General features: G+C 70.9%; 14 protein-coding genes. 5 read left to right on the top strand and 9 right to left on the bottom strand.

Translation table 11 applies throughout. From position 1 onward, the window contains the following. The first annotated feature begins 23 nt into the window (after positions 1-23). From Q0588_RS04980 to Q0588_RS04970, 3 genes are read left to right on the top strand one after another with little or no spacing between them, the layout of a single operon-like run. On the top strand, positions 24-1,514 hold the full coding sequence (locus Q0588_RS04980) for a glycosyltransferase family 2 protein (RefSeq protein WP_298744287.1): 1,491 nt from the start codon (positions 24-26) through the stop codon (positions 1,512-1,514). Then, a complete protein-coding gene (locus tag Q0588_RS04975) occupies positions 1,486-2,376 on the top strand; it encodes a class I SAM-dependent methyltransferase (protein WP_298744286.1) in 891 nt (296 codons plus the stop codon). Before Q0588_RS04980 ends, Q0588_RS04975 begins: the two co-directional genes overlap by 29 nt. Next, on the top strand, positions 2,376-3,173 hold the full coding sequence (locus tag Q0588_RS04970) for an RNA methyltransferase (RefSeq protein WP_298744284.1): 798 nt from the start codon (positions 2,376-2,378) through the stop codon (positions 3,171-3,173). The genes Q0588_RS04975 and Q0588_RS04970 overlap by 1 nt, the downstream gene beginning before the upstream one ends. On the opposite strand, the gene Q0588_RS04965 is transcribed toward Q0588_RS04970, so the two are convergent. Then, positions 3,170-3,526 (bottom strand): GFA family protein, encoded by a 357-nt coding sequence (locus Q0588_RS04965; RefSeq protein WP_298744282.1) that lies wholly within the window; start codon positions 3,524-3,526, stop codon positions 3,170-3,172. The two genes, Q0588_RS04970 and Q0588_RS04965, sit on opposite strands and share 4 nt — an antisense overlap. Then, positions 3,526-6,981 (bottom strand): DNA polymerase III subunit alpha, encoded by a 3,456-nt coding sequence (dnaE, locus tag Q0588_RS04960; protein WP_298744280.1) that lies wholly within the window; start codon positions 6,979-6,981, stop codon positions 3,526-3,528. The genes Q0588_RS04965 and dnaE overlap by 1 nt, the downstream gene beginning before the upstream one ends. A gap of 506 nt (positions 6,982-7,487) precedes the next feature. Between dnaE and Q0588_RS04955 the strand changes: the two genes are divergently transcribed. Then, entirely contained in the window at positions 7,488-7,604 is a 117-nt protein-coding gene (locus Q0588_RS04955; RefSeq protein ID WP_298744394.1) for a hypothetical protein, read from the top strand. Positions 7,605-7,684: 80 nt separating this feature from the next. On the opposite strand, the gene Q0588_RS04950 is transcribed toward Q0588_RS04955, so the two are convergent. The 7 genes from Q0588_RS04950 to rpsB form a co-directional block, all read right to left on the bottom strand. Then, the gene (locus Q0588_RS04950; protein WP_298744279.1) at positions 7,685-8,392 is read right to left on the bottom strand and encodes an ABC transporter ATP-binding protein; all 708 of its coding nucleotides are present in this window, start codon (positions 8,390-8,392) and stop codon (positions 7,685-7,687) included. Next, on the bottom strand, positions 8,385-9,689 hold the full coding sequence (locus Q0588_RS04945; protein ID WP_298744277.1) for a lipoprotein-releasing ABC transporter permease subunit: 1,305 nt from the start codon (positions 9,687-9,689) through the stop codon (positions 8,385-8,387). The genes Q0588_RS04950 and Q0588_RS04945 overlap by 8 nt, the downstream gene beginning before the upstream one ends. Then, positions 9,686-11,002, bottom strand: a complete 1,317-nt coding sequence (gene proS, locus Q0588_RS04940; RefSeq protein ID WP_298744275.1) for a proline--tRNA ligase — start codon at positions 11,000-11,002, stop codon at positions 9,686-9,688. The genes Q0588_RS04945 and proS overlap by 4 nt, the downstream gene beginning before the upstream one ends. Positions 11,003-11,310: 308 nt before the next feature. Then, positions 11,311-11,589, bottom strand: coding sequence for a DUF1467 family protein (locus Q0588_RS04935; protein ID WP_366872619.1), 279 nt, complete (start codon positions 11,587-11,589; stop codon positions 11,311-11,313). Next, positions 11,589-12,014 (bottom strand): methylmalonyl-CoA epimerase, encoded by a 426-nt coding sequence (mce, locus tag Q0588_RS04930; protein ID WP_298744273.1) that lies wholly within the window; start codon positions 12,012-12,014, stop codon positions 11,589-11,591. The genes Q0588_RS04935 and mce overlap by 1 nt, the downstream gene beginning before the upstream one ends. A 172-nt stretch (positions 12,015-12,186) precedes the next feature. Then, a complete protein-coding gene (gene tsf, locus Q0588_RS04925) occupies positions 12,187-13,128 on the bottom strand; it encodes a translation elongation factor Ts (protein ID WP_298744271.1) in 942 nt (313 codons plus the stop codon). 91 nt (positions 13,129-13,219) lie between these two features. Then, positions 13,220-14,140: a 30S ribosomal protein S2 gene (gene rpsB / locus Q0588_RS04920; protein ID WP_298744269.1), complete on the bottom strand. Its 921-nt coding sequence runs from the start codon at positions 14,138-14,140 to the stop codon at positions 13,220-13,222. 215 nt (positions 14,141-14,355) lie between these two features. On the opposite strand from rpsB, the gene Q0588_RS04915 reads away from it, so the two are divergent. Beyond that, positions 14,356-15,036 (top strand): hypothetical protein, encoded by a 681-nt coding sequence (locus Q0588_RS04915; protein WP_298744267.1) that lies wholly within the window; start codon positions 14,356-14,358, stop codon positions 15,034-15,036. Positions 15,037-15,071: the final 35 nt, after the last annotated feature.

Raw genomic sequence — 15,071 nt, 5'->3', positions numbered from 1 at the left:
AGGAGGCGCGTTAACCCTTCGCCATGGGACGGGCGGGGATCAGCGATCTGGATGATCGCGGGCGCGACGCCGCGCACTATGGACCGCCCCGGGCGAGCAGCGCGGGGTGGCGCGGGCTGTCCGGCTGCCAGGGGATCGGCCTGGCCGTCGCGGTGCTGGCGGCGGGCGTCCTGCTGCGGCTGCGCCCGGACGCGGTCGCGCCGCTCCTGGTGGCGGCCGGGGCGGCGGCCTTCCTGACCGTTTCCGCATGGAAGGTGCTGCTGGTGATGGTCAGCGCCGCCCCGGACGGGCGGAGAATCGAACACGCCGACGATCTCCCGTCCTACACTGTTCTGGTCCCCCTTCACGACGAGGCCGAGATCGTCGACCAGCTGGTCGACCGGCTGGCGCGCATCGACTATCCGGCCGCGCGCCTGCAGGGTCTGCTGGTCCTCGAGCCGCAGGATGACGCGACCCTCGCCGCGGCGATGGCGGCGCGACGGCCGCCGTGGCTGGAGGTCGTGGTCGCGCCGCCGGGCCGGCCCCAGACCAAGCCGCGCGCCCTGAACTGCGCCCTTTCGAGGGTCACCGGCGAGCTGCTGACCGTCTATGACGCGGAGGACGAGCCCGATCCGCTGCAGCTGCGCGAGGCGGCCGCCCGGTTCGCCGACGACGGCGGCGGACGTCTGGCCTGCCTGCAGGCGCCGCTGCGCATCCGGCGGCGCCACGGCGCGGGCGCGTCTCCATTCGTCGATCGTCAATTCGCCGCCGAATACGCCAGCCTGTTCGAGACCGCCCTGCCCGGCCTGGCGCGGCTCGGCCTGCCCTTCCCGCTGGGCGGCACCAGCAACCATTTCCGCGCCGACGCGCTGCGCGAGGTCGGCGGCTGGGACCCGTTCAACGTCACCGAGGACGCCGACCTCGGTTTCCGCCTGTGGACCCATGGCTGGCGGCTGGGGGTGCTCGGGCGGCCGACCTGGGAGACGCCGCCCGGGGATCTCTCGGACTGGCTGCCGCAGAGAACGCGATGGCTGAAGGGCTATATGCAGACCTGGGGCGTGCATACGCGGCGGCCGTGGCGGCTCGGCGCGCGCGGGGCCTTCGCCCTGCTGATGACGGTGGGGGTCGGCATCGTGTCGGCCTCGGTCAACGGACCGTCGCTCGCCTGGGTCGTGGCCACCGTCCTGGTGGCGGCCATGGCCGGCCTGCCGCCCGCAACCCCGGCCCTGGCCCTCGGCGTGCTGGTCCTCGGGGCGGTCTCGGCCTGGCTGTCCTGCGCCATCGGGGCGCGGCGGGCCGGCGTGCCCTATGGACCCGTGGACATGATCACCGCGCCGGCCTACTGGGCGCTGCAGAGCCTCGCCGCCTTTCACGCCGGGTGGCGGCTGGTGATCGAGCCCTTCGCCTGGGACAAGACCCGGCACCGCTGCGACACCGCCCTGCCGGCCACGACGCCGGCGACGACCGCGCTGGACGAGACGGCGCCGAACCGCCTATCTGCGGCCCATGCCGCCGCGCCTCAATCCGTCGCCTGAGACCCTCGTCACCCGCGCCTGGCCGGACTACGCCCTGCTCGACAGCGGCGACGGCCGCAAGCTGGAGCGTTACGGCCGCCACACCGTGGTCCGGCCGGAGCCCCAGTGCTTCTGGTCGCCACGCGATTCGGCCGCCTTCGACGCCGCCGACGCCGTGTTCGATCCGACCGACGAGGACGAGTCCGGTCGCTGGCGCTTCGCCGGCGAGCCGATCGACAGCTTTCCGCTGGCCTGGCGCGATGTGCGCTTCACCAGCCGGTTCACCCCGTTCCGTCACCTGGCCTTCTTCCCCGAGCAGGCGGCGAACTGGGACTGGCTGGACGGGCGGGTGCGCCGGCTGCGCCAGCCGCGCATCCTGAACCTGTTCGGCTATACGGGGGTGGCCAGCCTGGCCTGCGCGGCGGCGGGGGCCGAGGTCACTCATGTCGACGCCTCCAAGAAGTCGGTGGCCTGGGCGCGGGAGAATGCGGAGCTGTCCGGCTTGGCGGACCGGCCGATCCGCTGGATCGTCGAGGACGCGCGCAAATATGCGGCCCGGGAGGTTCGGCGGGGGTCGAAATACGACGGGATCATCCTCGACCCGCCCAAATACGGGCGCGGGCCGACCGGCGAGGTCTGGCGGCTGTTCGAGGACCTGCCGGGGCTGCTCAAGGACTGTGCGGCCCTGCTGTCGGACGAGGCCTCCTTCCTGTTGCTGAACGCATATGCGGCGCGAATTTCGGGGCTGTCGCTGGCGCATCTGACGGCCGAGGCGACGCACGGCCGGGGCGGGGTCATCGACTGGGGCGAACTGGCCCTGGCCGAGGACGGGCCGGACGGGCGGGCCATCGGGCTGAGCTTCTTCGCGCGGTGGAGCGCCTGATGGCGGATCGGCTGATCACCTCCCTGACCAATGAGACGGTCAAGGCCGTGCGCGCCCTGCACATGCGCAAGGAACGCGAGGCGACCGGGCGCTTCCTGGCTGAGGGGCTGAAATTCATCGGCGAGGCGCTGGATCAGGGACGGGCGCCGAAGCTGCTGATGGTCGGCGAGGAGGCGCGGCCGCATCCGCTGCTGGAGCGGGCGCGGGCAGCGACGCGGGCGGCGGGGGGCGAGGTGGTGGCGGTGACCCACGCCATCCTCGAGAAGATCAGCCGGCGCGACAATCCGCAGACGGTGCTGGGGGTGTTCGACCAGGTCTATACGCCGCTGTCGGCCATCGTGCCGGAGTCGGCGCCCTGCTGGGTGGCGCTGGAGCAGGTGCGCGATCCGGGCAATCTCGGGACCATCATCCGCACGGCGGACGCGGCCGGTTGCGGCGGGGTGGTGCTGATCGGCGACTGCGTCGACCCCTATTCGGTCGAGGCGGTCAGGGCGACCATGGGCTCGGTCTTCGCGGTGGCCATCGCCCGGGCCTCGGCGGCGGAGTTCCTGGCCTGGCGGCAGAGCTGGCCCGGCAGCGTGATCGGGACCCGGCTGAACGCCTCGGTCGGCTATCGCGAGGCGGCCCTCCAGCGCCCGGCCCTGATCCTGATGGGCAATGAGCAGGCCGGGCTGACCGACGTCCTGGCCGCCGCCTGCGACGTCAATGTCAAAATCCCCATGCGCGGCCGGGCCGACAGCCTGAACCTGGCCGTGGCCACGGGGATCATGGTCTATGCGGTGACGGACCAGGGCTAGAAGCTTCTCCCGTCGACGCGCTCTGCGGTCCAGCTCCAGGGTTCGATGTCGGTCAGGGTGCGGACGTTGACGGCGACCATCTCCGAGCCGTCGGGGGCGACGCCGCGGGCGAAGGACTGGACCCCGCAGGTGTCGCAGAACAGGTGGCGGATCTTGTGGGTGTTGAAGGTGTAGGCGGTCTGCGGCCCGTCCTTGAGCAGGCGGAAGTCGTCCGGCTGGACGAAGGCGAGGACGAAGCCCTTGCGGTAGCAATGGGAGCAGTTGCACTCGACCAGCTTGTCCAGACCGGTGTCGACCTCATAGGCCACGGCCCCGCAGGCGCAGCTTCCGGCATGGGTTTTCATATCCGCCATCACGCATCCTCCAGCAGCACCACCCCGGGCGCCGATTTCAACGCGCCGCGCAGGGCGCCGTCAAGACGGTAGCGGCCCGGCAGTTTCAGCTCCACCTCGCGGCGGCCGTCGAGGGAGGCGACCAGCGACACCTCCCCGCCCTTGCCGTCGGCCTTCGCCCGGTCGAGGCGGGTCTTGAGGGCGACGGGGTCGGCGGCCCTGGACGAGACGTGGATGCGCAGGCCCATCTGGCCGTCGTCGATCAGGGCGTCGAGCCGGCTGGCGTCGTCGCCGAAGAAGCGCACCTCGCCGTCGGAGGACTTGGCCCGGACCCGGACCATGACGGAGGCCCCGACCTCCAGCGTCTCGCGGCATTTGCGCAGCTGTTCGGGCGGGAACAGGCATTCGAACTCGCCGGTCGGGTCGGAGAAGGCGACGAAGGCGAATTTCTCGCCCGTCCTGGCGCTGGCCCGCTCCTGGCGGCGGCGGACGACGCCGGCCATCAGGAAGGCCTCATGGCCGCTCTCGGCCAGGGCGGTGGCCTCGGCGACGAAGGTGACGCGCTTGCGCTTCAAAGCCGGGGCCATGTCTTCCAGCGGGTGGCCGGACAGGTAGAAGCCGACCGCGGCCAGTTCCTGATCCAGCTTTTCGGGCCCGACCCAGGGCTCGACCGGCTTGAGCCGCGGCCGCGCGGCCCCGGCCTGGTCGCCCCCGAACAACGACACCTGGGACGAGGCGCGTTCGGCCGCCACGCTCTGGCAATAGGCCATCAGGGTGTCGGCCTGTTCGACCAGCTGGCGGCGGTTCGAGTGAAAACTGTCGAAGGCCCCGGCGCGGGCCAGGTTCTCCAGCGCCCGCTTGTTGACGCTGCGGGGATCGACGCGTTCGAGGAAGTCGAAGATGTCGGTGAACCGTCCGCCCGTCTCGCGCACCTCGACCAGATGCTTCATCGCCTCCAGCCCGACGTTGCGGATGGCGCCGAGCGCATACAGAACCGCCCCCACGCCGCCTTCGTAGGCCACGTCGAAATCGGCCGAGGAGCGGTTCACGTCCGGGGCCTTCACCGCCACCCCGAAGCGACGGCAATCCTGATAGAAAACCGCCAGTTTATCTGTATTGCTGAGATCGAGACTCATGGATGCGGCCATGAATTCGACGGGGTGGTTGGCCTTCAGCCAGCCGGTCTGGAAGGAGATCAGGGCGTAGGCGGCGGCGTGCGACTTGTTGAAGCCGTAGCCGGCGAATTTGGCGACCAGGTCGAAGATGCCGCCGGACTGCCCTTCCGGCACCCCCTTTTCCGAGGCGCCCTTGATGAAGCGCGCCCGCTGGAAATCCATCTCCTCCTGCTTCTTCTTGCCCATGGCCCGGCGCAGGAGGTCGGCCTCGCCGAGGCTGTAGCCCGCCAGGACCTGGGCGATCTTCATCACCTGCTCCTGGTAGATGATGACGCCATAGGTTTCGGTCAGCACCTCGACCAGCGAGGGATGCAGGCAGTCGACCGCCTGCCGCCCGAATTTCCGGTCGATATAGGTGTCGATCATCTCCATCGGCCCGGGCCGGTAGAGGGAGATCAGGGCGGTGATCTCCTCGATCGAGCCGCAGCGCATCTTGCGCAGGGTGTCGCGCATGCCCTGGGATTCCAGCTGGAACACGCCGACGGTCTGGCCCGAGGCCATCAGTTCGTAGGTGCGCGGGTCATCGAGCGGCAGGCCGTTCCAGTCCGGGGCGGCGCCGCGCCGCTCCAGATACCGGCGGGCGCGATCCAGCACGGTCAGGGTCTTGAGGCCGAGGAAGTCGAACTTCACCAGGCCGGCGGCCTCGACCCATTTCATGTTGAACTGGCTGGCCGGGATGGACGAGCGCGGGTCCTGGTAGAGGGGGGCGAGCTCGATCAGCGGGCGGTCGCCGATGACGATGCCGGCGGCGTGGGTCGAGGCGTTGCGGTACAGGCCCTCCAGCTCCAGCGCCGTCTCCAGCAGGGCGGCGACGTTGGCGTCGGAGTCGCGCGCCTCCCTGAGCCGCGGCTCCAGCTCGACGGCCTGGGCCAGGGTGACGGGATTGGCGGGGTTGGCCGGGACCATCTTGGCGAGACGGTCGACCTGGCCGAGCGGCATCTGCAGCACCCGGCCGACGTCGCGCAGCACGGCGCGGGCCTGCAGGGTGCCGAAGGTGATGATCTGGGCCACCCGGTCCTTGCCGTAGCGGGCCTGGACATAGTCGATCACCTCCTCGCGCCGCTCCTGGCAGAAGTCGATGTCGAAATCGGGCATGGAGACCCGCTCGGGATTGAGGAAGCGCTCGAACAGCAGGCCGAAGCGCAAGGGGTCGAGGTCGGTGATGGTCAGGGCCCAGGCGACCAGCGACCCGGCCCCGGAGCCGCGTCCCGGGCCCACGGGGATGCCGTGGGTCTTGGCCCATTTGATGAAGTCCGACACGATCAGGAAATAGCCGGGGAAGCCCATCTGCCGGATGACGCCGACCTCCCATTCGAGGCGGCTCCAGTACTCCTCCTCCGGCGCGGCCGGGGTGACCTGTTTGAGCCGCTCCTTCAGGCCCTCGCGGGCCTGGTGCATCAGCTCGTCGGGCTCGGAGCGGCCGGCCCCGGCGTCGAAGCGCGGCAGGATCGGGGCGCGGGTCGGGGCGATGAAGGCGCAGCGGCGGGCGATGTCCAGCGTGGCGTCGCAGGCCTCGGGCAGGTCGGCGAACAGTTCGCGCATGGCGGCGGCGGTCTTGAACCAGTGTTCGCCGGTGATACGGCGGCGGTCCTCCTGGCCGGTGAAGGCGCCGTCAGCGATGCACAGCAGGGCGTCGTGGGATTTGGCCTGGGCGGCCCGGGCGTAGTGGACGTCGTTGGTGGCCGCGAGGGGGACGTCGTGGGCATAGGCCCAGTCGACCAGACCGCGCTCGGCCTGTTGCTCGGAGGCGAGGCCGTGGCGCTGCAGCTCGACGTAGAACCGGTCGCCGAAGGCGGCCCGCATGGCCGCCAGCGCGGCGCCGGCCTCGGCCGGCCGGCCCTGGACGAACAGCGGATCGACCGGACCGTCGGGACCGCCGGACAGCAGGATCAGGCCTTCGGACCGGGCCGCCACCCTCTCCCAGGGCACGCTGGGCTCGTCCATCGCCCCGGCGTCGAGAAAGGCCGAGGACGACAGGGCCGAGAGGTTGAGCCAGCCGGCCTCGTTCTGGACCAGCAGGACCACGGTCGGCGTCTTCGCCCAGCGCTCGGCGATCCTGCCGCCGATGCCGGTGACCGGCAGGGCGCAGCCGATCAGCGGCTGGACCCCCGCCCCCTTCGCCGCCTCGCTGAACTCCAGGGCCCCGAACAGATTGGCCCGGTCGGCGACCCCGACCGCCGGCATGCCGGCGTCGGCGGCCAGCAGCGGGACCCTGCCGGCCTTGATCGCGCCCTCGAGCAGCGAATAGGCCGAGCGGACCCGCAGGTGGATGAAGCCCTGGCTGTTCAGCGTCTCGGTCAAACCGGGTCCTTCGTCGGCGGCGCGCCTGTCATGAACCGAGTCTCACATCGCGGGCGACCGGGACACCCGAAAGCGGCGGACGGGGCGGCGCGACGGGGGACCGGCTGTGGATTAGCCGGCGGGCGCCGAAAAAACGCAGTGGCGGAGTCGGCAGGGTCGGCGCCGGAATTCGGTGTGGCGGAGTCGGCAGGGTCGACATGGGCGCGCGGGCAATGGCCTCGGGTCCAGCGACCTGCAGCTCCCCGATCCACATCAGGCCGCTGTGGCCAGCAGGGCCGCCTGCCACATCACCCAGACGAAGCCGCCGCACGACGCCAGCGACAATCCATCCCGAACCCAACGCGCCATGACGGCCTCCTCCTCGCGTGTTCCGGTAATGTTCTATGTTCTTGTTGTGTTCCCGTCAAGACCATTCGCCGCCCGGCGCGCGGGTCTGTTATGCTGTCGGCAGCCGACGCCGCCAGACATCCGCCCTTCCGGCGGGCCGGCGTCGCGGGATGACGGTCATGGCCAAGGGTCAAGCGCGCAGCAACAAGGAAATCCGCAAGCCGAAGGCGGAGAAGCCGAAGCCGGCGGTGTCGGTGGGGACCTCGCCCTTCACCCAGGTTCCGGGAAAGAAATAGGGGTCTCCTCCACCGCTCCACCGCTTCGCGGTCCCCCTCCCCGTTCGCTTTGCCGACAGGGAGGAGACAGGCCGCCGGCGTCAGTATTCGTGGCTCTTGGCCGGGCGTTCCTCCAGATGGCCGTCCTTGAGGGCGAAGACGCGGTCCATGTGGCCGGCCAGCTCCATGTTGTGGGTGGCGATCAGGGCGGCGACGCCGGTCTGTTTGACCAGGTCGTGCAGGGCCTCGAACACGGTCTGGCTGGTGGCGGGGTCGAGGTTGCCGGTCGGCTCGTCGGCCAGCAGCAGGCGCGGGCGGTTGGCCAGGGCGCGGGCGACGGCGACGCGCTGCTGCTCGCCACCCGACATCTGGGCCGGCTGGTGGCTCAGCCGCTCGCCGAGGCCGAGGGCGGTCAGCACCTCGGCGGCGCGGGCGCGGGCCTCGGCCTGTTTCACCCCGGCGATGCGCAGCGGCAGGGCGACGTTGTCGCGGGCGTCGAACTCGGCCAGCAGATGGTGGAACTGGTAGACGAAGCCGATGCTGGCCAGGCGGATGTGGGTGCGGGCCCGCTCGGGCAGGTCGCCGACGTCGCGGCCGTCGATGCGGATCTCGCCCGAGCTGGGCCGCTCCAGCAGGCCGGCGGCGTGCAGCAGGGACGACTTGCCGGAGCCGGACGGGCCGATCAGGCCGACGACCTCGCCGGGCATGACGTCGAGGTCGACGCCCTTGAGCACGGTCAGGGGGCCGGCGGCGGAGTCATAGGTGCGGGTGACGCCGCGGACCGAGAGGACGGGCTGGGCGCTATTCATAGCGCAGGGCCTCCACCGGATCCATCCGGGCGGCCCGCCACGAGGGCAGCAGGCTGGCCACGCAGGACATGAACACCGACCACAGGGTGACCCAGACGACGTCCCACGGGTCGACCTCGGCCGGGATGGCCTCGAGCATATAGACATCGGCGTCGAACAGCCGGACCTGGAACAGCCATTCGAGGAAATGCTGGATGGCGGCGATGTTCAGGCAGAACACCAGGCCGAGGACCAGGCCGGTGACGGTGCCGGCCACGCCGATGGCCGCGCCGGCGATGAAGAAGATGCGCAGCATCGACGACTGGCTGGCCCCGACGGTGCGCAGGATGGCGATGTCGCGGGTCTTGTTCTTCACCAGCATGACGATGCCGGAGATGATGTTGAGCGCGGCGATGGCCACCACGAGGCCGAGGATGATGCTCATCGCCACCCGCTCGACCTTGAGCGCGCCCCAGAAGGCGGCCAGCCGGTCGCGCCAGTCGCTGACGACGGCGCCGGGCCCCGCCGCCTCGCGGACCGGGAGCAGCAGGTCGCCGACGCGGTCCGGCTCGGCCACCTTGAGCTCGACGACGTCCCAGACGCCCTCCTTGGCGAAGAACAGCTGGGCCTGCTCCAGCGGCATGAAGATGTAGGCGCGGTCGAAATCGGCGGCGCCGGAGCTGAACAGGCCGCCGACCCGGTAGGTCTTCTCGAGCCCCCCGAGGTTGCCGATGGCGCTGCCGGCGCCGGTCGGCGAATAGAGGGTGACCGGATCGCCGACGCGCAGCCCCATGCCGTCGGCGAGGGCCTTGCCGATCAGGACGTCGTCGCCCCCGTACGGGCCCTGGCCGAAGCTGCGCCGGGCCTCTCCGGCGAGGCTGTCGTTGACGTACCGCATCGAGCCGAGGTCCTGCGGGCGGATGCCGCGGACCAGGGCCCCGGTGGTGACGCCGGCGGCGCGGACGATGCTCTGGCTCTCGACCAGGGGGGTGACGCTGACCACCCCGGGGACGGCGGCGATGCGCGCGAGGGCGGCGTCGCGGTCGGGATCGACGAGGATCCGGCCCTCGACGTACATGTGGCCGTTGAAGGACAGCATCCGGTCGAGCAGCTCGTTGCGGAAGCCGGCCATGATGCTCATCACCACGATCAGGGCCATCACCGCCAGGGCGATGGCGACATAGGAGATGACGGCGATCAGGGCGATGCCGCCCTCGCGCCGCCGGGCCCGCAGATAGCGCAGGGCGAGGCCGAACTCCCAGGCCGAAAAGGGCCCGGCCGGTTTGACCGGTTTCACAGGCGCCGTCGCGTCCGTCATGCGGTCAGCCTCGCCAGGGCCACGTCGAGGGGGATGGAGACCTTCTCGCCGGTGGCGCGGCGCTTGAGCTCGACGACGCCGTCGGCGAGGCCCCGGGGCCCGATGGTCAGCTGCCACGGCACGCCGATCAGGTCGGCGGTGGCGAATTTGCCGCCCGGACGCTCGTCGGTGTCGTCGTAGAGCACGTCCTTGCCGGCGGCCTCGAGCCGGGCCACGGCGTCCTCGCAGGCGGCCGAGCAGGCCTGGTCGTTGGCGCGCAGGTTGATGACGACGACGTCGAAGGGGGCGACGGCGTCGGGCCAGACGATGCCGCCCTCGTCGTGGCTGGCCTCGATGATGGCGCCCAGCAGGCGCGACACGCCGACGCCGTAGCTGCCCATGTGGACCGGGACGTCGCGGCCGTCGGGGCCGGCGACCAGGGCCTTCATCGGCTCCGAGTATCTGGTCCCGAAATAGAAGATGTGGCCGACCTCGATGCCGCGGGCCGAGAGACGGTCGCCCTCGGCCGTCTCGGCGTGGAAGCGGGCCTCGTCGTGCATCTCCTCGGTGGCGGCGTAGGGCGAGGTTCGCTGATCAACGATTGACTGCAGGTCGTCCCAGTCGACGTCGGCGCCGGGGGCGGGCAGCTCGACCAGCTTGTGGTCGCAGAAGACGGCGCTCTCGCCGGTGTCGGCGAGGACGATGAACTCGTGGGAGAGGTCGCCGCCGATCGGGCCGGTGTCGGCGCGCATCGGCACGGCCTTCAGCCCCATGCGGGCGAAGGTGTTGAGGTAGGCCACGAACATGCGGTTGTAGGCGCGGCGGGCCGAGGCCTCGTCGATGTCGAAGCTGTAGGCGTCCTTCATCAGGAATTCGCGGCCGCGCATGACGCCGAAGCGGGGGCGGCGCTCGTCGCGGAATTTCCACTGGATGTGGAAGAGGTTGAGCGGCAGCGCCTTGTAGCTCTTGACGAAGCCGCGGAAGATGTCGGTGATCATCTCCTCATTGGTCGGGCCGTAGAGCAGTTCGCGCTCGTGGCGGTCGGTGATGCGCAGCATCTCGGGGCCGTAGGCGTCGTAGCGGCCCGACTCGCGCCACAGGTCGGCGAGCTGGAGGGTCGGCATCAGCAGTTCGACGGCCCCCGCCCGCTCCTGCTCCTCGCGCACGATCCGCTCGATCTTCTTCAGCACCCGCAGCCCCAGCGGCAGCCAGGCGTAGATGCCGGCGGCCTCCTGCCTGATCAGGCCGGCGCGCAGCATCAGCTGGTGCGAGACGATCTGGGCGTCGGAGGGCGCTTCTTTCAGGGTGGGGAGGAAGTAGCGCGACAGGCGCATGGGCGGAATCCGGCGTGGGAGGCGTGGGGGGACGAGCTTTAGCCGGGACGGCGGGGCGAAAGCTAGGCCGAGAAAGGGAATAGGGGCTAGGGGCTAGGGGCTAGGGGCTAGGGGGCTAGGGTCAGGAGGCAGGGTTGGCGCTTGAGACAGGCCAAGGCGGACTGGGTCGCATGCGGCTGCCAGCTTCGGCGGATCCCTAGACCCTAGCCCCCAGACCCTAGCCCCTGCTCACGGATGCGGCCTTCCGACGCCGTAACGGGCGGCGAGGTGGGGGACGACGGCGCGGGCCTGGAGGAACAGGCGATCGGTCACGGCCTGACCCCGGCCGGCGGGGCCAGGTCGGGCAGCGGCATCCAGCCGATCAGGATCAGCCCCATGACCACCGCCCAGACGATCAGCGACACCCAGCTGGTGGTGAGGAATTTTCGCTTCAGCCGCGGGTCGGCCGGGGCGCCCCACTGGGCCCCGTCGGTGGGACGGTCCTGGGCGCCCTGGGACATGCCCAGCGGCAGGACGGCGAACAGCACCACCCACCAGCAGACGATGTAGATGGCCAGCATGGTGACCGGACCGATGGGCATGTCCATCAGTGGGCTCCGTCCTTGGGCGTTTCCATCAGCTCGACCAGCACCCCGCCCATGTCCTTCGGATGGACGAAGAGGACCGGCGTGCCGTGGGCGCCGATGCGCGGCTCGCCCGTGCCGAGGATGGTCGCCCCCTTCGCCCGCAAGTCGTCGCGGGCGGCGAGGATATCCTCGACCTCGAAACAGACGTGATGCTGGCCGCCCTTCGGATTCTTGGCGAGGAAGCCGTGGATCGGACTGTCGTCGCCGAGCGGCTCGATCAGCTCGATCTGGGCGTTGGGCAGGTCGATGAAGCAGACCCGCACGCCCTGGGCCGGCAGGTCGAACGGCGCCTGCGCCCGGGTCGCCCCGAGCAGGTCGCGGTACAGGGCGACGCTGGCCTCGATGGACGGGGTGGCGACGCCGACGTGGTTCAGTCTTCCGATCATGGGGAGGACTTAGCCGGTCCGGCGGCGCGGGAGAAGGCCGGTTCGCTGCGGCCTTCCGGCCCGGTCGCCGTCGATGTCGCCGGCGGCGGCGACCCGCCCGGCCCGCGAAAAAGGGGCCGGCGACCCGGGCCGCCCGCCCCTTCGATCAACCGTCGCCGGAGCGGAGACGGGCCTATTTTCCTTCGGTCATCGAGGCGACTTCGGCGGCGAAGTCGGGGCCCTCGACCTTCTCGACGCCCTCGCCCAGCGCCAGGCGGACGAAGCCGGCCAGGTGCAGGCCGGGCGCGCCCAATTCCTTGCCGGTGTCGGCGACCAGCTGCTCGATGGTCACGTCCGGGTTCATCACGAACGGCTGTTTGGTCAGCACCACGTCCTTCTGGAATTTGGCGATCTGACCCGAGACGATCTTGTCGATCATGTTCTCGGGGCGGCCGTCTTCCCTGGCCTTTTCGGTCAGGACCTGGCGTTCCTTCTCGATGGTCGCCGGGTCGAGGTCGTCGGTGTTCAGCGACAGCGGCGCCGTGGCGGCCACGTGCATGGCGATCTTGCGGCCCAGCTCGCGCAGGGCGGCCTTGTCGCCGCCGCCATGCAGGGCGACCAGCACGCCGATGCGGCCGAGGCCCGGCGACACGGCGTTGTGGACATAGGAGGCGACCACCCCCTCGTCGACCGACAGGCGGGCGGCGCGGCGCAGCTGCATGTTCTCGCCGACGGTGGCGATCAGCTGGGTGACCTCGTCCTGGACCGTCTTGCCGGCTTCCAGTTCGGCGCCGTGCAGGCCCTCGACGGTGGCGTGCTCGAGGCCCAGCTCGGCGAATTTCCGGGCGGCGTTCTGGAACAGCTCGTTGCGGGCGACGAAGTCGGTCTCGGCGTTGAACTCGACGGCGGCGCCGATCTCGCCGGCCCCGGCTTCCTTCGAGGCCACGGCGACCAGACCCTCGGCGGCGACGCGGTCGGCCTTCTTGGCGGCCTTGGACAGGCCCTTGGCGCGCAGCCAGTCGATCGCGGCGTCGAGGTCGCCGCCGGTCTCCTGCAGGGCCTTCTTGCAGTCCATCATGCCGACGCCGGACCTGGCGCGCAGTTCCATCACGAGGGCGGCGGTGATCTCGGCCATGGTAGTCTCCTGGAGTGTGCGTATGCGGGAACGGCCGGGCCCCGCCGGGCCCGGCCGCGTATTCAGTTCGCCGTCGGGCGGACGAGGCCGATCAGACCTGGGCCGGCTCCGTTTCGACGGCGTCGTTGGCGTCCGAGGTCGCTTCCTGGGCGGCCTCGTCGGCGACCGGGGGCTGTTCCGCGGCGGCCTCCAGCTCGGCGGCGACGCCTTCGGCGCCGGCCGGGACGGCCTCATCGGCCGGGGCGGCCTTCGGCGCCCTGGCCTCGCGCAGCATCGGCTCTTCCGGATTGACCGAGGCCCCCAGGTCCACGCCCGAGGAGGCGGCGCCGGCGGCCAGGCCGTCGAGGACGGCGTCGGCGATCAGGTCGCAATAGGTCTGGATGGCGCGGGCGGCGTCGTCGTTGCCCGGGATCGGATAGGTGATGCCGTCCGGATCCGAATTGGTGTCGAGAATGGCGATGATCGGGATGTTCAGCTTGCGGGCCTCGAGGATGGCGATGGCCTCCTTGTTGGTGTCGATCACGAACATGATGTCGGGGATGCCGCCCATGTCCTTGATGCCGCCCAGCGACAGCTCGAGCTTTTCCTTCTCGCGCTGCAGGTTGAGCAGCTCCTTCTTGACCCGGCCCTCGCCGCCGGCTTCCAGCAGGCCTTCCAGCTCGCGCAGGCGGGCGATCGAGCCCGAGACGGTGCGCCAGTTGGTCAGGGTGCCGCCGAGCCAGCGGTTGTTCATATAGTACTGGGCGCAGCGCTGGGCGGCCTCGGCCACCGGGTCGGCGGCCTGGCGCTTGGTGCCGACGAACAGGACGCGACCGCCCTTGGCGGCGACCTCGCGCACGGCGACCAGGGCCTGGTGCAGCAGCGGGATGGACTGCGACAGGTCGATGATGTGGATGTTCGAGCGCGATCCGAAGATGTAGCGCTCCATCTTCGGGTTCCACCGGTGGGTCTGGTGGCCGAAATGCGCGCCGGCCTCGAGCAGCGAACGCATGGAGAAATCTGGCAGGGCCATGAGGGGTCGTCCTTTATCCGATTGATCCGCCGCAGGCGCTGTAAAGGCCGGAGCCCTCGGAATGGAGCGAACAGGATTTCTCCCTGACCGCGCCACGCCTGCGTGTGAAGTGGGCGGGCATGTAGGCCGGATGGGGGGAAAAGGCAAGCGGCGCGGCGTCCATCTCGCCAGCGTCGCATAACGGCGCTATGGTGAAGCTCGGGAGGGAGTTCACCATGAGCATCCGGAATTGGGCCCTGGCCGGGGGCGCGATCGCCGCCGCCGCCGTGGCGGGCGTCGCCACCTCGCAGCAGCCGCCGCCCTCGCCGGTCGCGGCCACCCGGGTGGCCCTGACCCCCAGCCGGGCGGACAACGCGGCGCTGGCGCAGGCCCGGGAGGACCCCGTGGCGGCGCGGCTGCGCGGGGTGCTGGCGCAGGGCAAGAGCCCGGACTTCATGCGGCGGGTCAACGCCTCGGCCGTGCCGGTGCTGGCCCCCGCCGACCCGGCCCTGCTGGCCTCGGCCGAGTTCGACGGCGGCGACGGCTTCTACATGCTGACGGTGCAGCGCGGCGAGCAGATCATCGAGATCTACGGGGCGACCATGGCCTTCCAGTCGCCGCTGGGCGCGCCAGCTCGGCCGACCGCCCCGGCGGCGCCGGTCACGGCGGCCCCGGGCCCCCGGATCGCCGCCGCCCAGGTTCCCGACGCCGCCGGGCGGGCGCTGGCGCAGGCCCGGGCCCGGGGCCTGACCAACATCCGCACGGAGCGGACCGAATACGGGGTCGATGTGACCTTCAGCCGGTTCGGGGCCGCCTATAATGTCACCTTCATCTGCGAGGGGGCGCCGGACTGCGCCGAGGCGGACGCCATCCTGTTCGCCGCCGGGCTGCGGCTGATCGGCGGGGGCGGGTCGTGAGGCGGCTGGCGCTGGCGGGGCTGCTGCTGACGCTG

The sequence above is a fragment of the uncultured Brevundimonas sp. genome (assembly GCF_937870815.1).
Lineage (GTDB): Bacteria > Pseudomonadota > Alphaproteobacteria > Caulobacterales > Caulobacteraceae > Brevundimonas.
The sequence above is the reverse complement of the archived record's forward strand: the minus strand, read 5'-3'. Positions and strand labels throughout refer to the sequence as shown.